This window comes from Exiguobacterium sp. s181 (assembly GCF_018617125.1).
Taxonomy (GTDB): domain Bacteria; phylum Bacillota; class Bacilli; order Exiguobacteriales; family Exiguobacteriaceae; genus Exiguobacterium; species Exiguobacterium profundum.
In genome coordinates this window covers 323,282-346,080 of record NZ_JACSJM010000002.1, presented here as the reverse complement: position 1 = coordinate 346,080, position 22,799 = coordinate 323,282, and the positions used below count along the sequence as shown (strand labels likewise).

General features: G+C 50.2%; 23 protein-coding genes. 4 read left to right on the top strand and 19 right to left on the bottom strand.

Features of this window, described 5'->3' with window-relative positions; genetic code table 11:
• Window positions 1-12: 12 nt before the first annotated feature.
• The 15 genes from KNO70_RS08110 to KNO70_RS08040 form a co-directional block, all read right to left on the bottom strand.
• Window positions 13-1,671 carry a peptide ABC transporter substrate-binding protein gene (locus tag KNO70_RS08110; protein ID WP_214684583.1) on the bottom strand — a complete coding sequence of 553 codons (1,659 nt, stop codon included), beginning with the start codon at window positions 1,669-1,671 and terminating at the stop codon, window positions 13-15.
• A 202-nt stretch (window positions 1,672-1,873) separates the two neighbouring features.
• Window positions 1,874-3,406: a peptide ABC transporter substrate-binding protein gene (locus KNO70_RS08105; RefSeq protein WP_214812095.1), complete on the bottom strand. Its 1,533-nt coding sequence runs from the start codon at window positions 3,404-3,406 to the stop codon at window positions 1,874-1,876.
• Between the two features lie 66 nt (window positions 3,407-3,472).
• On the bottom strand, window positions 3,473-4,705 hold the full coding sequence (fabF, locus tag KNO70_RS08100; protein WP_214730882.1) for a beta-ketoacyl-ACP synthase II: 1,233 nt from the start codon (window positions 4,703-4,705) through the stop codon (window positions 3,473-3,475).
• Window positions 4,702-5,661, bottom strand: a complete 960-nt coding sequence (locus tag KNO70_RS08095) for a beta-ketoacyl-ACP synthase III (protein WP_214812092.1) — start codon at window positions 5,659-5,661, stop codon at window positions 4,702-4,704. Before KNO70_RS08095 ends, fabF begins: the two co-directional genes overlap by 4 nt.
• A gap of 85 nt (window positions 5,662-5,746) precedes the next feature.
• A complete protein-coding gene (mtnN, locus tag KNO70_RS08090; protein WP_015881203.1) occupies window positions 5,747-6,448 on the bottom strand; it encodes a 5'-methylthioadenosine/S-adenosylhomocysteine nucleosidase in 702 nt (233 codons plus the stop codon).
• Between the two features lie 54 nt (window positions 6,449-6,502).
• Entirely contained in the window at window positions 6,503-6,976 is a 474-nt protein-coding gene (greA, locus tag KNO70_RS08085; RefSeq protein ID WP_015881202.1) for a transcription elongation factor GreA, read from the bottom strand.
• A 67-nt stretch (window positions 6,977-7,043) separates the two neighbouring features.
• Complete coding sequence (gene udk, locus KNO70_RS08080; protein WP_031421468.1) at window positions 7,044-7,679, bottom strand: uridine kinase; 636 nt, start codon at window positions 7,677-7,679, stop codon at window positions 7,044-7,046.
• A gap of 16 nt (window positions 7,680-7,695) precedes the next feature.
• The gene (locus KNO70_RS08075) at window positions 7,696-8,337 is read right to left on the bottom strand and encodes an O-methyltransferase (RefSeq protein ID WP_015881200.1); all 642 of its coding nucleotides are present in this window, start codon (window positions 8,335-8,337) and stop codon (window positions 7,696-7,698) included.
• A 62-nt stretch (window positions 8,338-8,399) separates the two neighbouring features.
• The gene (mltG, locus tag KNO70_RS08070; RefSeq protein WP_214730880.1) at window positions 8,400-9,542 is read right to left on the bottom strand and encodes an endolytic transglycosylase MltG; all 1,143 of its coding nucleotides are present in this window, start codon (window positions 9,540-9,542) and stop codon (window positions 8,400-8,402) included.
• Between the two features lie 68 nt (window positions 9,543-9,610).
• Window positions 9,611-9,907: a DUF1292 domain-containing protein gene (locus KNO70_RS08065; protein WP_078146594.1), complete on the bottom strand. Its 297-nt coding sequence runs from the start codon at window positions 9,905-9,907 to the stop codon at window positions 9,611-9,613.
• Between the two features lie 13 nt (window positions 9,908-9,920).
• Complete coding sequence (gene ruvX / locus KNO70_RS08060) at window positions 9,921-10,343, bottom strand: Holliday junction resolvase RuvX (RefSeq protein ID WP_015881197.1); 423 nt, start codon at window positions 10,341-10,343, stop codon at window positions 9,921-9,923.
• 1 nt (window position 10,344) lies between these two features.
• Window positions 10,345-10,611 carry an IreB family regulatory phosphoprotein gene (locus KNO70_RS08055; RefSeq protein WP_015881196.1) on the bottom strand — a complete coding sequence of 89 codons (267 nt, stop codon included), beginning with the start codon at window positions 10,609-10,611 and terminating at the stop codon, window positions 10,345-10,347.
• Between the two features lie 37 nt (window positions 10,612-10,648).
• Entirely contained in the window at window positions 10,649-13,291 is a 2,643-nt protein-coding gene (gene alaS, locus KNO70_RS08050; RefSeq protein WP_047795481.1) for an alanine--tRNA ligase, read from the bottom strand.
• A 310-nt stretch (window positions 13,292-13,601) separates the two neighbouring features.
• On the bottom strand, window positions 13,602-15,809 hold the full coding sequence (recD2, locus tag KNO70_RS08045; protein WP_251024820.1) for an SF1B family DNA helicase RecD2: 2,208 nt from the start codon (window positions 15,807-15,809) through the stop codon (window positions 13,602-13,604).
• Window positions 15,810-15,879: 70 nt separating this feature from the next.
• Entirely contained in the window at window positions 15,880-16,566 is a 687-nt protein-coding gene (locus KNO70_RS08040) for a magnesium and cobalt transport protein CorA (RefSeq protein ID WP_078146591.1), read from the bottom strand.
• A gap of 118 nt (window positions 16,567-16,684) precedes the next feature.
• Between KNO70_RS08040 and KNO70_RS08035 the strand changes: the two genes are divergently transcribed.
• From KNO70_RS08035 to KNO70_RS08025, 3 genes are all read left to right on the top strand, one after another.
• Window positions 16,685-17,233, top strand: coding sequence for a VOC family protein (locus tag KNO70_RS08035; protein WP_251030085.1), 549 nt, complete (start codon window positions 16,685-16,687; stop codon window positions 17,231-17,233).
• Between the two features lie 62 nt (window positions 17,234-17,295).
• The gene (locus tag KNO70_RS08030) at window positions 17,296-17,571 is read left to right on the top strand and encodes a hypothetical protein (protein WP_078146589.1); all 276 of its coding nucleotides are present in this window, start codon (window positions 17,296-17,298) and stop codon (window positions 17,569-17,571) included.
• Entirely contained in the window at window positions 17,568-18,014 is a 447-nt protein-coding gene (locus KNO70_RS08025) for a hypothetical protein (RefSeq protein WP_078146588.1), read from the top strand. Before KNO70_RS08030 ends, KNO70_RS08025 begins: the two co-directional genes overlap by 4 nt.
• A 44-nt stretch (window positions 18,015-18,058) precedes the next feature.
• Here KNO70_RS08025 and KNO70_RS08020 read toward each other — a convergent pair whose 3' ends face one another.
• The 4 genes from KNO70_RS08020 to cymR are packed head-to-tail and all read right to left on the bottom strand — an operon-like array spanning window position 18,059 to window position 21,412.
• On the bottom strand, window positions 18,059-18,718 hold the full coding sequence (locus KNO70_RS08020) for a tetratricopeptide repeat protein (RefSeq protein ID WP_031421459.1): 660 nt from the start codon (window positions 18,716-18,718) through the stop codon (window positions 18,059-18,061).
• Window positions 18,719-18,728: 10 nt separating this feature from the next.
• The gene (mnmA, locus tag KNO70_RS08015) at window positions 18,729-19,850 is read right to left on the bottom strand and encodes a tRNA 2-thiouridine(34) synthase MnmA (protein WP_015881190.1); all 1,122 of its coding nucleotides are present in this window, start codon (window positions 19,848-19,850) and stop codon (window positions 18,729-18,731) included.
• Window positions 19,851-20,987, bottom strand: a complete 1,137-nt coding sequence (locus KNO70_RS08010; protein WP_214812086.1) for a cysteine desulfurase family protein — start codon at window positions 20,985-20,987, stop codon at window positions 19,851-19,853.
• 17 nt (window positions 20,988-21,004) lie between these two features.
• On the bottom strand, window positions 21,005-21,412 hold the full coding sequence (gene cymR, locus KNO70_RS08005) for a cysteine metabolism transcriptional regulator CymR (protein WP_031421454.1): 408 nt from the start codon (window positions 21,410-21,412) through the stop codon (window positions 21,005-21,007).
• 60 nt (window positions 21,413-21,472) lie between these two features.
• Here cymR and KNO70_RS08000 point away from each other — a divergent pair, with 60 nt between their 5' ends.
• A complete protein-coding gene (locus KNO70_RS08000; RefSeq protein WP_214684594.1) occupies window positions 21,473-22,789 on the top strand; it encodes a replication-associated recombination protein A in 1,317 nt (438 codons plus the stop codon).
• Window positions 22,790-22,799: the final 10 nt, after the last annotated feature.

The window sequence follows — 22,799 nt, the reverse complement described above, 5'->3', positions numbered from 1 at the left end:
AAGATGACTTGATTATTCTTTGCCTTCGATTGAAGCCCACTTGTAAGAGTAGTCCGCACCGAATGCGTGCTCAACGATTCCCTTAACGTAAGGTTTCGTGAGGCGAGCTGATCCACGTTGGTAAACTGGCGAGATTGCGTTCTCTTCAAGAACGATTTTCTCTGCATCTTGCAATTGCTTCCAACGCTCAGCTGGGTCTGTGCTTGCTTTCGCATCAGCAATGAGTTTATCGAACTCTTCGTTCGACCATTTACCACGGTTGTATGGTCCGTCTGTGACGAAGAGATCAACGAATGTCATTGGATCTTGATAGTCAGGGCCCCAACCAGCGAACGTAAACTCGAAGTCCCCTTTGTTTTCAAGGTCAAGTTTGTTGTTGAATGGTTGTTGCTTGATTGAAACGCTCATACCTGGAAGGTTCTTCTCAAGTTCACCTTTGATGAACTCACCGATTTGCTTCGCAGACTCTGAGTCGTAGTTGAGAAGTTCAAGTTCAACTTTGTCTGTTCCGAGCTCTTTGAGCCCTTCTTCCCAAAGTTTTTGTGCTTCTTCTACGTTGTAGCCACCGATGTCGCCATTGCCTTCACGGAAGTCTTTTCCGTCTGGACCTGTTACGAAGTCTTTTGGTACGAAGAAGTTTGCAGGGATTGAACCGTTCGCAAGAAGTGTTTCTGAGATCGCTGTTTTGTCATAAGCGCGGTCAATCGCGTTACGGATTTTTTGGTTGTCGAGTTCTTTCACTTTCGTGTTGAACTGGAGGTAGAAGATTGTTGGTTCAACGACAGTTGAGAAGTCTTCGTTGTCTTGGTATTGAGCAACGAGTTCAGAAGTCAAGCCTGTACGGTCCACGTCACCGTTTTCATACAAGTTAACACCTGTTGAAACTTCTTTAACGACTTTAACGTTGATTTCTTCAAGTTTAACTGTGTCAGCATCCCAATAGTCTTCGTTCTTGACCATCTTCCAGCCTTGCTCGCGCTCCCAGCTGTCGAGTTTGAACGGTCCGTTGTAGAGAGTCGTCTCTGCAGATGTACCGAAGTTTTCGCCTTGCTCTTTATCGAATGACTCGAGTTTTGGCATGAATACGCCGAAGCTAGTCAATCCGAGGAAGTAGTCAGCTGGTGCTGTCAATTTAACTTCAAGTGTTTGATCGTCGATTGCTTTAACGCCTACAGCATCGCGCTCGCCTTCACCTGTGTTGTACGCTTCTGCGCCTTCGATGATTGACATAACGTATGCATATTGTGATGCGTTATCTGGGTTGAGTACTTCTTTCCAAGCGTATTCGAAGTCGTTCGCTGTGACAGGCTCCCCGTTTGACCAAGTCGCGCCTTCACGGATTTTGAACGTGTACGTTTTCCCGTCCTCTGAAACTTTGTGGTCTTCAGCCATACCCGGAGTCGGGTTGTCTTCTTTGTCCATACGGTAGAGACCTTCGTTAACGTTGTTTAAGACGTTGAACGATACAGCATCTGTTGCGAGTGTCGGGTTAAGTGAAGGAATATCTGAACCGTCGAGCAAGTTGAGGACTTGCGCTTCGTCTGCAGAACCTTCCGAACCTGATCCATTTGAAGACCCTGTTTCTTCTTCCCCTGTCGAACATGCAGCTAGGAATGCACTAGATAGAAGTGTAACCGATGATGCTAAAGCAAAACCTTTTTTCTTATTCATTGCGATGACCCCCTGATTTTTTCGTTTTAACGAAGTGAATGATGGTAGAAAATTCAGTCATTTCTTCTGACAGTATTTGTTACCAAAATCCCGTTGATGCAATAATACAATATTCTGATAATTTTGCAAAGTGTTTATTTTGATTTTTCTAAAAAATTTTATCTATAGTCAAAAAGCCCGCCTACAGTGGCGGGCTTTTAGCTCAATTTTCGTATTTTTTCGCAAAGGTTAGGACATATGAAGGACCGATGACCGGAAAACCGATATGGTCATAACCTTTCTCGATCACATAAGAACGTCCAGCTTGATAGATTGGCATAACAACAGCCTCTTCTAACAGCTGTGCCTCCGCTTCTCGGAAAATCTCATTTCGTTCTTCCAACCGATCTGTTGAGCGAGCCTGATCCATCAATTGATCATACGATTCGCTGGCATATCGACTCGAATTGAGGACATCGTTTGTTTCAAATTGAGTCAAATAGGCGGATAACATCGGATAGTCCGGTTGCCAGCCTGATAGAGAAAACGCATAATCCCCTGAGACTTCTTTCCTAACTTTTTCTCCTAAGGGGAGCTCGATAATGTTAACGGTCAAACCATCCAACTGTTCCAAATTCTTCTTTAATTTTGCGGAGATTTGACGCGCTTCGTCATCGACAAAGCTGAGCAGCTCGATTTCGAGTTCATCTTTCTTCAGCCGTTTCTTCACGGTGTCAAACAATTGGTCTGCGTTTCCTTCTAATTGTGCGATCGAATCCTCTTGGGCGATGACGAGTAATCGTTCTGTCGTCTGTTCCGCTCGCGCGAGTGAATCCTCGATTTCCGACCGCTTAAGCGTCAATGCGATGGCTTGTCGGAACGCTACATCATTAAACGGGGCTTTTTTTACATTCGGCTTTAAATAAAAGACTCCACTTCGTAGAACGTCCTGTACGTTCAAAATTTCCTCATCAATCGTGGAAACGTCAAAATCGTATGGGACGGGTTGCATCCCTGTCGCTTCCGTCAAGTTCGCTTCACTATTAATGGTAATCGTTTCAAGCGTCACCTGTTCAGCTTCTCGGTACGTTTCATTTTTATGTAACGAGATGGTCGTATCTCCGATTGCCTTGATTTTAAATGGACCGTTCGTCTCTAGTTCTTCCCATGCTTCCACATTTGGTTGAGGTAAAAATGCGGGCATCGCCAAAATCTGTTCGAACCCTTCCATCGGACGGACAAGAGTCAACTCGAGCGTCCGGTCATCGATTGCCTTGACCCCTAGCGTATCCGGTTCTTGTTGGCCAAGTCCGATTTCTTTTGCGGATTGAACATCTGCTAGTAAGAAGCTGAACGGTGAATTCGAATCAACGTCCACGAGTTTTTGGAAGTGATCGACGAATGTTTGCGCGTCAATCGCATTCCCTTCTGTCGTCACACTCTCTTTTAATGTGAATGTATAGACCGTTCCATCTTCGGATCGCTCTAACTTCTCAACGAGCGCTGGTTCGATGGACCCGTCTGCTCCGAATCGATATAGGCCTTCATAGAGATGGGACAGGATTGTTTGAGATGACGGATCGATTGCTAGCATGACATCCGGCTGAGTCGGAAGCGACTCTCCGTAAATCGTCAATTGTTGTTCTTCGACTGGCACTAGTTCGCGTGACTGCTCTCGTTGTTCGTTCCAAATAAATAAAAAAAGGATAAGGACTGAACCTAACAAGGCGGCCACGATGAATGATTTCTTTTTCATTCGTTGCACTCCTTTCTGTTAGACCAACCCTTATACCCTAACCTTTTTTGAATGATTTTTCTACCGTCAGTTCGTCACTTTTGCAAATGCGAGTGTCGCATTGTGGCCCCCGAAGCCGAGTGAGTTACTGAGTGCATAACGAATGTCAAGTTCCCGATTTCCTTCACGTACATAATCTAAATCACAATCTGCAGCTGGTGATTCGCAGTTAATCGTTGGATGAATCTCGCCTTCGTGAATCGATAATGCTGTGATGACGGCCTCGACGCCACCTGCACCACCAAGAAGGTGACCGATCATCGATTTTGACGAGTTGACGGCGAGCTTATCAGCGTGTTCCCCGAACACACGACGAATCGCTTTCGTCTCGAGCATATCGTTGAGTGGTGTACTCGTTCCGTGCGCGTTAATGTATTGAACATCTTCTGGCGTGATTCCGGCGTCTCGAATCGCCTCACTCATCGCTTTCGAACCGCCCTCAGCTTCAGGGGATGGTGCTGTGATATGGTAAGCATCCGAACTCATCCCATATCCAACAACTTCAGCGTACATTTTCGCACCACGTGCTTTTGCATGTTCATACTCCTCTAAGACGAGCACCCCGGCTCCTTCACCCATGACGAATCCGTCACGGTTTTCATCGAACGGACGGCACGCCGTGTTCGGGTCTGGATTCGTTGAAAGGGCTTTGTTTGAACAAAAACCTGCGAACGAGAGTGGTGTGATTGGCGCTTCCGCTCCACCTGCGAACATGGCGATCGCATCTCCACGTTGAATGACACGGAACGCTTCCCCAATGGAGTTCGTCCCTGACGCACAAGCCGTCACGGAACAGTTGCTCGGTCCTTTTGCTCCAAGATAGATGGATACTTGTCCGCTCGCCATGTTCGGAATCATCATCGGAATGAAGAACGGGCTGACGCGACGTGGTCCACGGTCATGAAGGATGGCCGACTGTTTGTCAATCGTCTCGACGCCACCAATCCCGCTCCCGATCCAAATCCCGACATCGTCCGCGATGGCTTTCACGTCGAGTCCGCTGTCCTTATGGGCAGCGTCTGCCGCAAGTAAAGAATATTGGATGAAGGAGTCCATCTTACGTGCTTCCTTCGGTTCGACTAAATGATCGATGTTCCATTCCTTCACTTCCGCACCGACCTTGGCCGGATATTGACTGATGTCGATCTTCGTCAACGTATCAATGGCGTTTTCCCCTTTTAAAAGACGGTCCCACATTGTTGAGACATCGTTTCCTAATGGTGATACGACTCCTAATCCTGTCACTACTACTCGTTTCATAAATGATTCCCCCCCGTAATGGTTGCGTGATTCCATGTCAGACAGCTAGCCCCCCAGGTGAGTCCGGCACCAAACCCTGCGATGACGACCGTTTGTCCATCTTGGATTTTGCCAGACTTGACCGCTTCGGCCAAAGCGAGTGGAATGGAAGCTGCTGATGTATTCGCATGGTCTTGAATGGTCATGACCACTTTCTCTTCTTCTAAATGTAACCGTTCCATCGCAGCGTCGATGATTCGACGGTTCGCCTGGTGTGGAACGAGGACGTCAAGATCTTCCAACGTCTTGTCTGCTTTGTCTAGCGCTTCAAGCACGATTTCGGGCATCTTCCGAACGGCAAACTTGAAGACTTCGCGACCGTTCATGACGATTTTACCTTCTTCATTCTCATACAGATGTTTTCCACCTGTCCCGTCACTTCCGAGCACAAGTGAGTCAATTGAAGCGATCTCGTCTTCCCCGAGCACGACAGCCCCTGCTCCGTCCCCGAAGAGGACAGCCGTCGATCGGTCATCCCAATCAATTAGACTTCCCATCTTCTCTGCGCCAATGACGAGCGTCTTTTTCAATCCTTTTGAATCCATGAGACTCTTCGCCGTGTCCATCGCGAAGATGAAACCGCTACATGCCGCGCTCACATCGAAGGCGACAGCGGCTTTCGCTCCAAGATTCGCCTGCACCACACATGCGGTTGCCGGGAAGGCTGGTGCTGTAGCCGTCGCACAGACGATCGCTTCAATCTCATCGATTGCGACGCCCGCGCTCTGTAACGCCCGTTCAGCGGCACGTGTCGCCATATCCGCGACCGTCACATCACCCTCAGCCAAATGACGTGCCTCGATGCCTGTACGTGTACGAATCCACTCATCGCTCGTATCCATTCGTTTTTCTAAATCGATATTTGTCACCCGATTGTCCGGTAAGAACGACCCGATGCCGATGATTCCAATATTCATATCGTCGACCCCTATTCTTAGTATCTGGTACTAATATAAGGGAATAAAAAGAGGATGTCAATGCATCCTCCTCGTGTAGACTGGATTAAGCTTGTTCTAAACGCTTCGTGACAGCCATGACCATCTTCGCAGAATTGATCGATGCTGTCTCCAAGAACTCATCAAACGACAGATTCGCTTCTTCGTCCGCACTGTCTGAAATCGAGCGTGTGACGACGAACGGGACACCAAACTGATAGCACGTTTGGGCGATCGGAGCAGCCTCCATTTCGACGGCTGCGACGCCATCGAAATGACCGAGGATGTCCGCCACGCGTTTCGAATCGTTGATGAACGAATCTCCTGTCACGATCAATCCCTGGTGCACGTTCACGTCCGGCAAGTTTTCAATGACATCTTTACAGACGCTGACGAGCTTGGCATCCGCCTCATACGCCGGCGGCATGCCCGGTACTTGTCCATATTCATATCCGAATGCCGTCACGTCGACATCGTGATGACGAACTTCCGTCGAGACTACGACGTCTCCGACTTTCATTCCCTTTTTAAAACCGCCGGCAGAACCCGTATTGATGACGACGTCCGGTTTGAACTTATCAATCAAAAGTGTCGTGCCGATGGCTGCATTGACCTTCCCGATGCCTGACTTCAAGATGACAACTTGCATGTTTCCAAGATAGCCCTCATAAAAATGATAGTTCGCGATTTCAGTGTCTACTCGTTCTGTCAACTCGTTCCGAAGTAAATTCACTTCTTCTTCCATCGCGCCGATGATGCCTACTTTCATTCCGTTTCCTCCTCAGAAAGAGAGCGACTTCCGAATAGGAGGTCGCTCAACAATTTATTTGATTTCTTTAATTTCGACGACCATGTCGCCACCTGGTGTTTGCACCGTGACCACATCACCAATCGTACGACCAAGAAGTGCCTTGGCGATCGGTGATTCGTTCGAGATTTTCCCTGTGAACGGGTCTGCCTCAGCTCCACCAACGATTGTATACGTCTCGTCTTCATTATCTTCTTGGATGAAGAACGTTACCGTCTTCCCGATTGAGACAACCGAGTTATCGCCTGCATCATCTTGAATGATGACCGCGTTACGGAGCATCTCTTCTAATTGTGCGATGCGTCCTTCGACCATCGCTTGTTCTTCTTTCGCCGCGTCATATTCCGCGTTCTCTGACAAGTCACCGAAGTCACGAGCAATCTTAATATTTTCAACGACTTCTTTACGGCGGACCGTCTTCAGTTCGTTTAATTCATGTTCGATTTTCGCTTTTCCGTCTAACGTCATATAGTGTTGTTTTTCAGCCATTTCTGTCACTCCTTCATTGTCTCCTAGTATATTACAGCTAGGGTTGAATTGAAAACGATTTATTTCCTCAAGCGCGATTGCGCTCAGTGAGCACCCAACGGATTTTTGTCACGAGTAAATCGATTGCAACAAAGTTTTCTCCGCCTTCAGGAACGATGATGTCTGCATAACGCTTCGTCGGTTCACAGAACTGCAAATGCATCGGGCGGACGACATTCGTGTACTGCGCCACGACCGAGTCGATTGAACGTCCACGTTCATTGATATCACGCTGCATGCGACGCAAGATTCGAACGTCCGCATCTGTATCCACGAACACTTTAATATCCATCAATTCACGCAAACGTGCATCCTCGAGTGCCAAGATTCCTTCGACGATGACGACATCGACGGGCTCGATCAAGATGGTTTCACTTGAACGCGTGTGAGCCGCATAGTCATAGACCGGCTTCTCAATCGCCTGATGTTGTTGTAACTGTTGGATATGTTCAATCAACAAATCGTTATCAAAGGCGAAGGGGTGGTCGTAGTTCGTCTTGTACCGCTCCTCCATGGTCATCTCTGATTGATCCTTATAGTACGCGTCTTGCTCGATCATGACGACCGATTGACCTTGAAACGCATCGACGAGCGCGCGGGCCACGGTCGTTTTTCCTGATCCGGTACCCCCGGCCACGCCAATAATGACGGGTTTATGTTGCATCAAAGTTAAGTCCTCCTCATCGTAATTTACGACTGATTGCTAGGCCATCACCAAGGGGCAAAATTGCAGTATGATAATCGGTCCGTGCCATCAATTGCTCAGTAAACTGCTTCACGAGACGAACGAGCCGGCGTCGGCGTCGGTCTAAAACCGACACGTCCTCTAGCAAGACGTCCCCTCGTAAAAACAAATTATCGCTGTAAATCGTACCACCAATTGGTACTAAAGCGCCATACCCATCAAAAAATTTTTGATATTGTCCTTTTGCCGCATCAATAAACACGGCATCGAATTCACCTTCAATCGATCCAATCAATTCGACGGCATCACCGTGAATGAGCGTAATCCGATCGCGAACATCCGATCGATTGATGAATCCCGTCGCTTCTTCAAAACGACGAGCATTTCGCTCGATTGTGACGATTTCTGCATCGGGTAACAACTCCGCCATGCGAATGGCACTATAGCCGATGGCCGTCCCCACTTCGAGAATTCGGGTCGGCCGTTGCATCGCCAATAAGGAGAGCAATACTTCCGAACCCGTCAAATCCATGATTGGGACGTGATGGACACGCGCGAACGCCTCCATCTCCGTCAATAGCGGGGAGCGGTCATTGATCAGTTTTTCTACATATCCCTCATAGGATGCATGGTCCACTCGTTCCACCTCTTAACTCTCTTCATTCAAACGACCGGAAGCATCCGCTTCCGGTCGTCCCATCAATTACTGTTTGCTTCTTCAAACGCTTCCCATTCGGAACGGTACTTATTGACGTTTTGTTGGTGATCCTCATAGTCGACCTCGAACAAGACTTCCCCGTTCGGGAACCCTTCACGGGGAGGGCGCGCGTAGAAGTAAATGTTCTCCGTATCGTTCGGGTTGAGCACCGCCTCAAATGCGTCACGGCTCACGGCCGCAATCGGTCCGATCGGAATGCCTTCATAACGATACGTGTTATATAGAGAGTCGTTCTCTAAGTCCGCGAATGAAGTGAAAATCGATGTTTCCCCCGTTCCGTACCAGACGGTCGGGTCAGATTGTAACTTCATTCCGTCATTTAAGCGATTCTCAAACACACCGGCAATCTCTTTACGGTCTTCCGTTGACACCGCCTCTTTCTCGACAACGGATGCGAGCGCGAGCGTCTCATGGAACGTACGTCCTGAATCGGCTATACGATCTTTGTATTCTTGATACATACTTTCGGTTGGCAGTAACATCTCATCGATGATTTCATTGAGCGTTACGCCTTTATTGAATTCATATGTGGCTGGGAACAGGTATCCTTCAAGCGGATGATAGATGCCTTCCTGCAAGACTTCCTCCGTCAACATTTCATGCTCGTTTATGAGAGATTGAATGTATTCACGGTCGCTCAACTGCTCAGAAATCTCTTCTTTCGGGATTTCGGCCACTTTCGCAAGTCGCGCAATCACCTGGTCAATCGTGAATCCTTCTGGAATGACGAGCTTGATATCAGGGACCACAATGACTTTACCTGTTTGCAACGTTTCAATCAATTCATCGATTGATTGTGACGGAGATAACGTATACGTCCCCGCCTGGAACGACGATTCGTTCTTAAAGCGTGTATAGAAACGGAAAATCGTGCTACTCCTTACAAGCCCATTCTCTTCTAGTAATTCACCAATGTATCCCGAACCGGCACCGAGCGGGACTTCAATCTCGACCGTTTCAGTCGAAGTTGGGTCAATCGGTTCGATGGAACGCTTCACAAAGACATATGCGAGCGCCGACCCTGTGGCAATGACGAGAAGGAAGATGGCTAGGATGACAACCGTGATACGACGGACGATCCGGTTGCGGGCACGTTTCTCATCTGACATAGATGGATGATTCATGCATTTCTCCCCTGTTCTTTTTATAAAGAGAGGCGACGAGGGACATTCCCTAGCCGCCCGTCCCCTATTTAGTCTAGACCGACTTCGTCATTGACGATGTCGAATGCTTCCATGACCTCTTCGAAGTCTTCATCGTCTTCGACGAGCTTCAAGATGAATTCGCCATCTTCAAGTTCTTCAATTTCAAATGCGTATACTTCAATCGTATCTTCGTCTTCTGTCTCTGGTGCGCCGACCGGTTCAAGTACGACAAATGTCTTTTTCGAACGGTCGCTCGTCATACGGAAAATTTCTGCAAATAAATGTTCGTCTCCATTTTCATCTGGAATACGGTACATTTCTTCTTCACGACGGATTTCTGCCATGAGAGATTCCTCCTTATTTCCCGGAACGATCCAGGTAGTTTTGTAAAATCATCACGGCCGCCATTTTGTCGATGACCGCTTTTCTCTTTTTGCGGCTGACATCTGCTGAAATGAGCATCCGTTCCGCTTGCATCGTCGTTAATCGTTCATCCACCAACACACAAGGTAAACCCGTCTGTTCTGTGAACGCCTCGGCAAATGCCTCGGACGCCTCACCGCGCGGGCCGACTGTCCCATTCATGTTTTTCGGGTGACCGACGACGACTTCTTTCACATCGTACTGCTCGATGAACGGACGAAGGAGACGGACAGCTTCGTCAAAGTCAGGTTCGGTCCAGTAGACCGTCTCCACACCTTGCGCCGTCCATCCCATCAGGTCACTCACCGCGACACCAATCGTCTTCGATCCGACATCGAGTCCCATGACTCGCTTCATATTAATCCTCTCTACGATCGTTCAAATACGATTTGACCAACTCTTCGAGAAGTTCATCCCGTTCAATTTTGCGAATCAAGTTTCGCGCATCATTATGACGTGGAATGTAGGCAGGGTCACCTGACAGTAAGTATCCCACGATTTGATTGATCGGTTGATAACCTTTTTCCTCGAGTGCTTGATATACCGTAATCAGCGTCTCACGTGTGTTAGCACGTTGATCATCTTCTGGAAAATTGAATTGCATCGTGCGATCCATTTGGCTCACAAGAATCCACCTCTTTCCGTTTGCACTTCACACTCTATTATGCCAGTGATTCGACGTAATGTGAAGCAAACTTCAATGCTTCGTCCAGTTTTGTTGCATCTCGGCCACCTGCTTGTGCCATGTCTGGACGACCGCCACCGCCACCACCGCAGCGTGTCGCGACTTCTTTAATCAGTTTTCCGGCATGGAAGCCACGGTCGTTCAGGTCTTTCGTCACACCTGCGACGAGGTTGACCTTCTCCCCATTTGCCGACCCAAGGATAATCACGGCAGAGCCGAGTTTCCCTTTCAAGTCGTCGACCATGCTGCGAAGGGCATCCATGTCTTGTCCATCGACGCGTTTCGCAATCAACTGGACGCCGCCAATCGTTTCAATCGCATCCGTTAATGAAGATGCCTCGATGTTGGCAAGCTTCGCTTTAAGCGACTCTGAAGCACGCTCGACTTCTTTGATTTCAGCTTGAAGTGCTTGTACGCGTGCAGGAACTTCAAGTGGTTTCGTCTTCAACAACTTCGCTGTCGCTTCGAGCGTTTCGATTTGCTGGTTCATCACTTCATATGCGCCAGCTCCCGTGACCGCTTCAATTCGACGCGTCCCAGCGCCAATCCCTGATTCAGACAAGATTTTAAAGAGTCCGATTTCAGCCGTGTTGGAGACGTGAATCCCACCACAAAGCTCAACCGAGTAATCCCCTGCTGATACGACACGAACGACATCACCATACTTCTCGCCGAAGAGTGCCATCGCGCCTTTTGCTTTCGCATCCGCAATGTTCATCTCTTCGATGTCGACACCGATCGATGCCCAAATTTTCTCGTTCACTTGACGCTCAATGGATTGAAGCTCTTCTGATGTCACTTGACCGAAGTGAGAGAAGTCAAAACGAAGTCGGTCTGGCGTCACGAGTGAACCGGCCTGGTTGACGTGCTCCCCGAGCGTATCTTTGAGTGCGCGGTGCAAAAGGTGCGTCGCCGTATGGTTTTTGACGATGGCTTGACGCGATGCCTGGTCGACAGAAGCTGTGACGGCTACTTCCGCTTTCGCCACACCTGACTCGACCGTGACTGTATGCAAGTTCTGTCCGTTTGGCGCTTTCGACACATCTTTTACGCGAAGAAGGAAGTCTTCTCCGACGATTTGTCCTTTATCACCGATTTGACCGCCGCTCTCAGCGTAAAATGGTGTCTGATCGAGGATGACTTGTGCCTCTTCCCCTGCAGCGACGACGTCAGCGAGTTCGCCGTTGTGAATCAAGCTGATGATTTTTGCGTTCGTCTCAAGGTTGTTGTATCCGAGGAAGGTCGATGGCATCGTGATGTCTGCAAGCACACCCGACTGAATCTGCATCGATTCTACGTCAGCACGCGCTTGACGTGCACGTTCACGTTGTTCATTCATCGCTTCTTTGAAGCCGTCCTCGTCGACCGTCATCTGATGGTCTTCTGCATATTCGATTGTCAATTCGAGCGGGAAGCCGTACGTGTCATAAAGACGGAATGCGTCTTGACCGCTGATGATGTTTGACCCAGCTGCTTTTTGTGCTTTTGCGACTTCGTTCAAAATCGCGAGTCCGTCGTTCAACGTTTCGTGGAAACGCTCTTCCTCGTTCTTGATGACTTTCTTGATAAAGTCTTTCTTCTCGTTCACTTGCGGGTAGAAGTCGACCATGATGTCACCGACGACGTCGACGAGCTCATACATGAACGGACGCTCGATACCAAGCATCTTCGCATAGCGGACCGCACGGCGGAGAAGACGACGGAGGACATAGCCACGTCCTTCGTTCGATGGGAGTGCCCCGTCACCGATTGCGAACGATACCGTACGGATGTGGTCCGCGATGACTTTGAACGCAACATCTTTGCTACTGTCTTGACGGTATACGTCGCCACTGATTTTTTCAGTTTCACGAATGATCGGCATGAAGAGGTCGGTATCGAAGTTTGTCGGTACGTCTTGAAGGACGCTCGCCATCCGTTCGAGTCCCATCCCTGTATCAATGTTTTTACGCGGAAGCTCTGTGTAGTTTCCATGTCCGTCATGGTTATATTGGCTGAACACGATGTTCCAGATTTCAAGGTAACGCTCGTTCTCCCCACCCGGATAAAGTTCAGGGTCTGTCGGGTCGTCCCCGAATGCTGGACCACGGTCAAAGAAGATTTCCGTGTTTGGACCAGATGGACCTTCACCGATTTCCCAGAAGTTATCTTCTAGCGGGATGATGCGGTCAGCTGGCATGCCAAGGTTCATCCAGATTTGTTTTGACTCTTCATCGTCTGGGTGAATCGTGACGGAGAGACGGTCCGGATCGAGTCCGTACCATTCGTCGCTCGTCAACAGTTCCCATCCCCATGTGATTGCTTCTTCACGGAAGTATTCACCGACTGAGAAGTTCCCGAGCATTTCGAAGAACGTATGGTGACGTGCTGTCTTCCCGACGTTTTCGATATCGTTCGTACGAATCGATTTTTGAGCGTTGACGATCCGTGGGTTCGCTGGGATGACACGTCCATCAAAATATTTTTTCAATGTCGCAACACCTGAGTTGATCCACAACAAAGTCGGATCTTCGACCGGTACGAGTGAAGCACTCGGCTCCACGCTGTGCCCTTTTGATTTGAAGAAATCTAAGTACATTTGGCGAATTTGTGCGCCAGTCAATGATTTGAGCGGTTTCATGAACAATTCCTCCTTATTTCTGAACGAAACGAAAAAAAAGCGATGCCTGCCCCTGTGGAAAGGGACGAAAGCATCGCTTCGTGGTACCACCCTCGTTCGCACGGTATACACCGTGCCTCGAACATCCGTTAACGTGGATGAGGCGCCCAGGTTGAGTGGGGACTCCAGAATAGCTTCGGCCGGCCGACCTCCATCTTCTCGCAGCCTAGGAAGATGTCTCTGTAGAGGTGGTGACGACGTACTCATTTCCTTCATCGTCTGTATCGTTTCAGTTGTCTATTCGTCATTATCACACGCGTTCGGAAAGACGTCAAGACTTCCCGCCTAAGCGTTCGACCAATTTTGTCCGTCGCACTGGTTCCTCTTCTCGCGTCGCCGCCTCAAGCGCACGCACATCACCGAACAAAAGTAAGCTCTTCTTCGCCCGGGTCACGGCTGTATAAATCAAGTTTCGTGACGATCGGAATCCTCCGTTGAAGAAGACTGGCATGAGCACGATCGGGAACTCGGACCCTTGTGACTTATGGATCGTGATGGCGTAGGCATGGGTGAACTGGTCCCATTCACTACGGTTGTACTCGACTTCTGTCTGATCGAATCGAATATAAATCTTGTCGACCTTATCAACGTTTTCCTTCGCGTAGAAGATGTTCGTGATTTCTCCAATGTCCCCGTTATAAACGTTTTCCTCGGCGTTGTTGACGAGTTGTAGCACTTTATCGCCATTGCGGTAAATGCGCGTCCCATGTTTCACTTCACGGGCACTCGATTTTGGATTGAATACGTTCTGAAGTGCTTCATTCAGCCCATCAATTCCACAGACACCCCGATATGTCGGTGCGAGCACTTGAATATCAAACGGTGAATATCCTTTTCGGAGAGCCGCTCCTGCCATCTGACAAATCGCTTGAAGTGCCGTCTCTTGATTCGCCGTATAGAAACGCCGGTCCGGCAGTGACGCCAACAAATCGTCTGGCATTTTCTTCGCATTCAACGAATGAGCGAGACGGAGGATACTTGACTCCGACGCTTGGCGATGGACGACGTCAAGGCGAACGACTGGAATCCCTTCTGTCGCCATCAAATCGGCAAGTACTTGCCCCGGTCCGACAGATGGGAGCTGATCACGGTCTCCGACGAACAAGATTTTCATGCCGTTCGGTACCGCTTTAAGCAAACTTCGGAACAAAAAGATGTCAATCATCGACGCCTCATCGACGATGAGCACTTTCCCGACAAGTGGATTCGTCTCATCGACTTGGAACGAACTACCGTCGAACTTTAACAAACGGTGGATCGTTGATGCCGGTAGCCCGGTCGACTCACTGAGGCGTTTCGCCGCTCGACCCGTCGGTGCGGCCAAGACGAACGGGAGCGGTTGGTTCGGAACGGGTTCTAACTTCCAATCGAAGACATCGCTAAGTGCATGAATGATTCCTCGAACGACCGTCGTCTTCCCGGTACCCGGTCCACCGGTAAGAACCATGAGCGGTGACTTGAGAGCAAGTTCAATCGCTTCTCGCTGTTGAGTGGCATATTCAATCGAGAACATCTCCTCGACACGTCCGACCGCGTCAAAGATGGTCGTCATGTCCACGTCCTCTGTCGTCGATGTCGCCATGATTCGGGCCAACTCTTCTGCCGCCTTCCGTTCGGCACGGAAGACACGGGGATGATAGACGACCCCATCCTCGATGACGACCCGTTCTTCTTTAGCGAGCGATTCGAGCGCCGTGACGAGCGCATCACCCGGATCGGCCCCGATGATTCGAGGCATCTCGGCTTCGAGTTGATCCGCCGTCACGTAGAGATGACCGTTCCCTTGCTCGAGTTCTAATACGTACAGCACGGCTGCCGCGATGCGTTCAGGATGAATGCCTTGAATCCCAAAATGTGCCGCGATGGCATCCGCCGTCTTGAATCCAATTCCCTGTACGTCGTACATGAGCGCATACGGATTCTTCTCAATCGTCTCCATCGCCCGTCCTTCATACTCTTTATGAATTTTCGAGGCGAGACGTGGCGTCACGTCGAATGGAGCGAGAAACAAAAGCAACTGATCGACCCCATATAAAACGTTCAGGCGCTCGGTGATCACACGTGCCTGCTTTTCTTTCAATCCGTCTACCTCGGACAAGATGCTCGGATGTTTCACAATCTGGTCGATACAATCGTCCCCGAGAGAATCCGCAATCTTCTGCGCCGTTTTTTGACCGATTCCAGGGAAAGACCCGTTCGTTAAAAATCGCACGGCAGCCCGTTTCGTCATCGGGACGACACGGCGAATCCAATCCGCCTTCATCTGTTTTCCGAATCGAGGGTGTTCGACGAGACGACCGTGCGCTTTATACGTCTCGCCCTTCTCAATGCCGACTCCGACGCCAGCGATGACCATCTCGGTCTCATCCGTCTCAAAATTCTTTTCTTTTATACGTACGAGCGCAATTGTATGCGCCTCTTCTTCTGATTGAAACAGGACTCGAATGACTTTTCCAGTCAACTCATAAGGTGCTGCCATCATATCCGACACCTCCAGCTATTTTTCCATCATCCATTATAGCCCGAGTTTGAACGGTAGGACAAATCGCCTAACTGAACAGGTTGAGGATGCGCTCGAGCTGGTCGAGGTCGACACGTTCAAGAATCCGAATCAGCTGATCGACATCGATTCGGTTCAAGATGCGCTCAAGTTGCTCCAAGTCCACGGTTTCAAGCAGTCGTTCGAACCGTTCCAGCTCCCCCGAATTAACATAACCTTCGAGCCGCTCGAACAGCTCGGTCCGCTCGACACGAAACAGTTGCTCAAGCGATGGTCGCTGAATCAACAGCACAAGTCCCGCGGCGATGACGTGGACGCCCCAGTTCAACACGACGTGACCGAGCCGTACCGTCTGTCCGACGAACGGGACGAGCGGGATGAACGACAGCTGCAACACGATAATCCCTAGCTGGACGTACGGGTTCGGGATGAACCAAGCCACGAGGGCAAGCAAGGCCGGGACGACCCACGCCACCCCGACCGCACCAAACGTCACGGACCAGGACTTGTTCGCCGACAATATCCAATGCATGACGACACCGATTACAAAAAATGTCGCAAACAGGAGTAACAGCACGGTCGTCGCCCGTTCCGACTCGACGACGACCCGGAACAAGAGATTATTCGTCCACTCGCCCGTCGCGAGACGATTATCGACTTCGATGAACAGACGACCGAGCATGAACCATTCGATGATGAAAAAAATAACGACGCTGACCAAACTAAACATCCGCATATGCTTTCTCCCCTCTCACATTGCTAATCCATTTCCCGAACAATCGGACGGCTATGCACGTTTTTCGTCGAATCAAAGCGGGAACTGTTCGAGTGAACCTATGAAGGAGGGACTATGTATGATGAAACGTATTCCAATCAGTGGCCTGTGTGAACTCGTGTTAGAAGTGACCGACATGACCGAGGCCGTCGATTTTTGGCACGGCAAGCTCGGACTTCCCGTCGTCGAACAATGGGTCGGTGACGATGCCGAGCCGAGCGAAGCACAGGAACAGGCGGACGAACCTTGGGCGACGTGGCTCTATGTCGGGGGGAACACCCGTCTCGGCCTCTGGCTGAAACGAGAGTTCACATCGGAAGAAGAATCGAACCGCCAAGAGGACGTGACCGAGTGGGACACGCTCTATGATGAAGGCGGCGCCCACGTCCACTGCGCATTTTTCGTTCCGATGGAGTCGTTCGACCAAGCGCTCGAAGTGTTAGAGGCATCAAACATCCCGACGAAACTCCGGACGTGGGACGAGGACGAGACGGTCAACGGTAAAGAGCGCTCGGCCTACTTCAAAGACCCGAGCAAGAACGTGATCGAGCTATACACGAAAAACATGGACGAGGCCTACGGTGAGTTCGGCGGCGAGCCCGTAAAAATCACGACGAAACAGCTCTGATTCACATTTACGCTCGACAACCCACATGATACGATGAGAGAAAATGGAAAAGGTCGTGCTATATGCGTTTCTTCCCGCTTTTCTTCTTGGCTTGTTTAGGCTTGCTCACCTTTGGGCTGTATTTTGTGATCGATGCGTTTCCCACGCTCGACCGACCCACTTCGTTTGCAGCGTTGGCGTTCGTCTCACTCGGGACGAGTTTCCTGATTTTGATGGATGGTGTACGACGAGCCAAGTCCGGAAAGCGTGTCTTGTGGAGCTACCTCGCGCTCTCCGGCACGCTTGTATTGATGACTTTTAATCTTTTGATTTGGGTCATCGGGGAGGTGTCCGCATGACGCTCACCCTCCCTGAATGTATCACCGGCTTTTCATACGGCGACTGTTCCGCCCCAGGGTCAGATTGGAAGACGTTCAAATCGATTTGTTTTGAGTTCACCCGGATTAAACGAGGAATATGTTCCTTTACCATTGGGGACGAAATCACTCCGAATTATCACCAGGCGAGTATCACATGGAGTGAGCAAACCATCTATGTCCTGCTCAGCAGAAACTATCCTGTCATCGGCATCTCCAAACTCGAACCGTTTCAATATGAATTCATCGATGTACCCGAACTGACCGACATGTTTCCTGACACCTATCAGATTCCGTCAGCGGCTGAGTTGAATGAGCGGTTCGATTTGTCGCTACAGCCGTTTCTGAACAAGGCGGAACGCGGAGAAATCAAATATTGGGAACCAGAGACGGTCGGTAACGTCATTTTCCATTATTGGGACTAACAAAAAGCGCCTCTCGCAAAAACTGCGAGAAGCGCTATATTAATTTAGTTACCGAGCAGTGCATCCATCTTCGCGATGGCGTCACGTGCGAGTTCGTGATCGGGTTGCATCTCAAGGACGCGTTGCAACTCAGCATACGTTCGTTCCTGGTCACCTAAGAACGCATATGCGATCGCCAAGTTGTAACGGGCATCCGTATGGCTCGCATCAAGGTCGAGCGTCTCTTCTAACGCAACGACTGCCTCTTCGAGCTGCTCACTTTGCGCGAGGGCAAGTCCGTACTGGAACGTGATTTCTACGTCTTCCGGCGATTGCTTCTTCGCTTCACGCAGGCGTGGCATCGCACGAACGAAGTCACCCATCGCTTTGTACGTCAAGCCGAGCATAAAGTGAAGATCGGCATCGTCCATCCCCGAAAGGAGCGCTTGGCGAAGCGACGCCTCCGCTGACTCCAATTGCTCAAGTTCATAGGCAAGGGCGCCTTTCGCATAGTGCGCGGCACCGAACGAGCCATCGAGTTCAATCGCTTTGTCATAGAAGATGACGGCACGATCGTAATCGTTGATCGCCTGAAGCAACGTCCCCATGTTGACGAAACCAGTCGGGTCTGTCGGATTCGCTTCAATGGCCTCATTGAAATGTTTGGCTGCCTGTTCGAATTCACCTTGCTGCATCGCTTGGATGCCTTGTTCGTTTGCGTTCATATCAATCACCTCATCCGATATAGTCGAGTCGTTTGCCGTTGCGGTACGCTTCGTCAATCGTTGCCCCACCGAGACAGACGTCGCCGTCATAGAAGACGACCGCTTGTCCTGGCGTGATGGCACGTTGTGGCTCGTCAAACTTGACGAGGACTTCGCCATTTTCGAGTGGAGCGACCGTGACCGGCACATCTTGTTGGCGATAACGGAACTTCGCAGTCGCCCGGAACTCTCCTGTAGGAGCGGCTCCCGTCCATGACAGTTTCGAAGCGAGAAGCGCATCTGAATAGAGCGCGTCGTGATGGAAGCCTTGTCCGACGAACAAGACATTGTTCTCGACATCTTTTCCGACGACGAACCAAGGATCACCGTCCCCACCGATTCCGAGACCGTGACGCTGTCCGAGCGTATAATACATCAACCCGTCGTGACGTCCTTTGACGACACCGTCGAGCGTCCGCATTTCTCCTGGCTGTGACGGAAGGTATTCCGATAAGAACTCTTTAAAGTTCCGCTCACCGATAAAGCAGATTCCCGTCGAATCTTTTTTCTTCGCCGTCGCGAGTCCTGCTTCTTCGGCAATCGCACGTACATCTTTCTTGTCCATATGACCGATCGGGAACATCGTCCGCGCGAGCTGGTCTTGAGACAATTGGTTCAAGAAATACGTTTGGTCTTTGTTGTCGTCTTTTCCTCGTAACAGACGGTGCTCGCCATCGACATATTTCACTTGCGCATAGTGTCCAGTCGCGACAAAATCGGCACCGAGTCGAAGCGCATGGTCAAGGAACGCCTTGAATTTGATTTCTTTGTTACACATGACGTCCGGGTTCGGTGTCCGACCGAGACGGTACTCCGCTAAGAAATATTCAAAGACGCGGTCCCAATATTCCTTTTCAAAGTTGACCGCGTAATACGGAATCCCGATTTGGTTCGCGACGGCGATGACGTCTTCATAGTCCTCTGTCGCCGTACACACACCGTTCTCGTCCGTGTCGTCCCAGTTTTTCATAAAAATCCCGATGACGTTATACCCTTGCTCTTTTAACACATGGGCCGTCACCGATGAATCGACGCCACCTGACATGCCGACGACGACCGTCGTCTCTTCAGGGGCTTTCGTGCGTAAATTCATCTATCTCACTCCGTTCATAAATGTCGAGACGACTTCTTGTAGTCGCTCCGCGAGCCGTTTCGCGTCCTCGACCGAGTTACCGTGGCCAAAACTGATTCGAACAGACTGACGCGTCCGCTCTGAATCCCCGTACATCGCCGACAATACGTGGGACGGTTCGACCGACCCTGCCGTGCAGGCACTTCCGCTTGAAATCGCCATGCCCCGCATATCCATCATGATGAGGAAGGGTTCAAGGTCAATTCCAGGAAGGTATAAGTTCACGATGTGAGGTAAACGATTTGACCCGTTCACCTCATAAGTTACGCCTAGTTCGTCAAGACGCTGACGTAGTGCCAAATCGAGCGACTCATAGAGAGTCACTCGGTCTTCACGCTCTGCCATGACGAGTTCAGCTGCTTTTTGGAATCCGACGGCACCCGGAACATTTTCCGTGCCGGCTCGACGTTTACGTTCTTGTTGTCCACCGAAAGAACGTGACGCTAATTTTACACCTGTTTTCATGAAAAGAAAACCGATACCTTTTGGCCCATTCACTTTATGTGCGGACGCCGACAATAAATCGACATGAATCGCCTTCACATCAATTTCTTCTGTACCGAGCGCTTGTACCGCATCCGTATGGAAGAGAGCCTGCTGATCTTGTAACAACTCACCGATTTCGAGAATCGGTTGGCGCGTCCCGACTTCGTTATTGCCATACATGATCGATACAAGAATCGTGTCATCCCGTAAGGCTGAACGAACGGCGTCGACAGTGACGGCTCCCGAAACATCGACATCGAGATACGTGACGTCGAAGCCCTCACGCTCGAGCTGTTCCATCGCGTGAAGCACGGCGTGGTGCTCGACTTTTGTCGTAATGATATGTTTACCTTTTTCCTGATGGGCATGTGCCGCACCGAACAAGGCATAGTTATCCGACTCCGTCCCACCTGACGTGAATACAATCTCGTTCGGTGAAGCACCAATCCACTTCGCGAGGACGCGACGTGAAGAATCGAGCGCCGCCCGGGCGTTACGTCCAATCCCATGGATGCTCGACGCGTTCCCATACGTCTCTAAAAAGTACGGTGTCATCGCTTCAAGGACTTCCGGTCGCATCGGTGTCGTCGCAGCGTGATCAAAATAGTTCATCTAAGGTCACCTCGTTCTTAAATATAAAACATGTAGCCGTCTGACTCTTCTTCAGCGAGGTCCGCGAGTGTCGTTTCGTCAAGGACGGTATCGATGGCTTCTTTGATTTTATCCCAAAGCTTGCGTTTCACCGCATCATCTGCTTCAGAATCTTCAACGATGGCTAAAGGTCCCTCGAGCAAGCGAATGATTTCACCCGCTGTCACTTCTTCTGCCGGTTTGACGAGTTGGTAGCCACCGTACGCACCCCGTACACTCTTGACGAGTCCCCCGTTACGAAGTGGACCGATCAATTGCTCCAAATAATGCTCCGGCAACTCATGGCGTGCGGCAATCTTCTTTAAACTGAGCGGCTTGTTATCTGTTTCACGCGCTAATGCAATCATGATCGTTAAGCCATAGCGGCCCTTTGTAGATATTTTCATCTTCAAGTCTCCTTCTGTTATACTAATCGAACAAACGTTTGTCGAAAGGAATGGTTACGTATGCCTGATTTGTTTCATCAATCGAATGGCGGACCGCTCGCGAACCGCATGCGCCCCGAAACGTTAGATGACGTGATCGGACAGCGCCATATCATCGGCGAGGGCAAGCTGCTTCGCCGTGCCATCGAAGCCGACCGACTCGGTACGATTATCCTATATGGTCCACCTGGCACCGGTAAGACGACACTTGCCCGTGTTATTTCGAATTACACGAAAGCGACATTCGTCCAATTGAACGCCGTCACGGCCAAACTCGATGAATTGCGGAACGTCATTCGTGAAGCGGAGTCCCGGTATGATTATGAGGACGAACGGACGATTCTCTTTTTAGATGAGATTCACCGGTTCAATAAGCTCCAACAAGACGCGCTCCTCCCTGCCCTTGAGTCTGGCAAGCTCGTCCTCATCGGAGCGACGACCGAAAACCCGAGTTTTGAAGTGAACGCCGCTCTCTTGTCACGGGCGACCGTATTTCGACTTGAGCCACCAGGTGCCGAGGAGTTACGTATCGTCCTTGAGCGTGCTCTACACGACTCACGTGGTCTCGGAAGTTATCCCGTCAAGATGGATGAAGCTGCTGCAGACCATTATATCAAAATGGCGGATGGTGACTACCGTGTCTTATTGAACGCACTCGAACTTGCCGTCTTGACAACGCCTGAGGTGGAAGGACAGATTCATATCACACTTGAGGTCGCAGAAGAGTCGATTCAACAGAAATCGATCAAATACGATAAGACGGGTGACCGACATTATGACGTCATTTCGGCGTTCATCAAATCGATCCGTGGGTCTGACCCGGATGCTGCGCTTTACTGGTTAGCCGTCATGATCGAGGCTGGCGAATCGCCACGCTTCATCATGCGTCGCCTTTACGTCCATGCCGCCGAAGATATCGGAATGAGCGACCCGAACGCACTTCTCATTGTCGATGCAGCAGCACGAGCGAGCGAGTACATCGGTTTCCCGGAAGCCCGCATCCCGATTGCCGAGGCTGTTCTCTATTTGGCGACCGCACCGAAATCGAACGCGGTCATCACCGCGATTGACAAGGCGCTCCATCACGTCCGGACAGTTGAGGGTGGGCCTGTACCCGTACACCTGCGTGACGCCCATAGTCCAGGAGCACGTGAACTCGGAAACGGGGTCGGATACAAATATCCACATGACGAAAAAGACGGATTCGTTCCTCAGAACTACTGGCCAGAGAATTTGGCTAGAAAACGACCAAATTACTATAAACCGACGCCACGTGGATTTGAGCAACAAATCCAAAAGCGGCTCGACTATTGGGAAAAACGACGCGACTCGAAATGAGCCCGCGTCG

Coding starts and splice junctions, on each gene's coding strand:
- cymR (WP_031421454.1), bottom strand. CDS start 21,412: ATGAAAATATCTACAAAGGGCCGCTATGGCTTAACGATCATGATTGCA.
- KNO70_RS08105 (WP_214812095.1), bottom strand. CDS start 3,406: ATGAAAAAGAAATCATTCATCGTGGCCGCCTTGTTAGGTTCAGTCCTT.
- mtnN (WP_015881203.1), bottom strand. CDS start 6,448: ATGAAAGTAGGCATCATCGGCGCGATGGAAGAAGAAGTGAATTTACTT.
- udk (WP_031421468.1), bottom strand. CDS start 7,679: ATGCAACATAAACCCGTCATTATTGGCGTGGCCGGGGGTACCGGATCA.
- ruvX (WP_015881197.1), bottom strand. CDS start 10,343: ATGAAGCGAGTCATGGGACTCGATGTCGGATCGAAGACGATTGGTGTC.
- KNO70_RS08030 (WP_078146589.1), top strand. CDS start 17,296: ATGCGTTTCTTCCCGCTTTTCTTCTTGGCTTGTTTAGGCTTGCTCACC.
- KNO70_RS08040 (WP_078146591.1), bottom strand. CDS start 16,566: ATGCGGATGTTTAGTTTGGTCAGCGTCGTTATTTTTTTCATCATCGAA.
- KNO70_RS08010 (WP_214812086.1), bottom strand. CDS start 20,987: ATGAACTATTTTGATCACGCTGCGACGACACCGATGCGACCGGAAGTC.
- KNO70_RS08065 (WP_078146594.1), bottom strand. CDS start 9,907: ATGGCAGAAATCCGTCGTGAAGAAGAAATGTACCGTATTCCAGATGAA.
- recD2 (WP_251024820.1), bottom strand. CDS start 15,809: ATGGCAGCACCTTATGAGTTGACTGGAAAAGTCATTCGAGTCCTGTTT.
- KNO70_RS08095 (WP_214812092.1), bottom strand. CDS start 5,661: ATGAATATTGGAATCATCGGCATCGGGTCGTTCTTACCGGACAATCGG.
- fabF (WP_214730882.1), bottom strand. CDS start 4,705: ATGAAACGAGTAGTAGTGACAGGATTAGGAGTCGTATCACCATTAGGA.
- mnmA (WP_015881190.1), bottom strand. CDS start 19,850: ATGAATTTACGCACGAAAGCCCCTGAAGAGACGACGGTCGTCGTCGGC.
- alaS (WP_047795481.1), bottom strand. CDS start 13,291: ATGAAACCGCTCAAATCATTGACTGGCGCACAAATTCGCCAAATGTAC.
- greA (WP_015881202.1), bottom strand. CDS start 6,976: ATGGCTGAAAAACAACACTATATGACGTTAGACGGAAAAGCGAAAATC.
- mltG (WP_214730880.1), bottom strand. CDS start 9,542: ATGAATCATCCATCTATGTCAGATGAGAAACGTGCCCGCAACCGGATC.
- KNO70_RS08025 (WP_078146588.1), top strand. CDS start 17,568: ATGACGCTCACCCTCCCTGAATGTATCACCGGCTTTTCATACGGCGAC.
- KNO70_RS08020 (WP_031421459.1), bottom strand. CDS start 18,718: ATGAACGCAAACGAACAAGGCATCCAAGCGATGCAGCAAGGTGAATTC.
- KNO70_RS08000 (WP_214684594.1), top strand. CDS start 21,473: ATGCCTGATTTGTTTCATCAATCGAATGGCGGACCGCTCGCGAACCGC.
- KNO70_RS08110 (WP_214684583.1), bottom strand. CDS start 1,671: ATGAATAAGAAAAAAGGTTTTGCTTTAGCATCATCGGTTACACTTCTA.
- KNO70_RS08035 (WP_251030085.1), top strand. CDS start 16,685: ATGATGAAACGTATTCCAATCAGTGGCCTGTGTGAACTCGTGTTAGAA.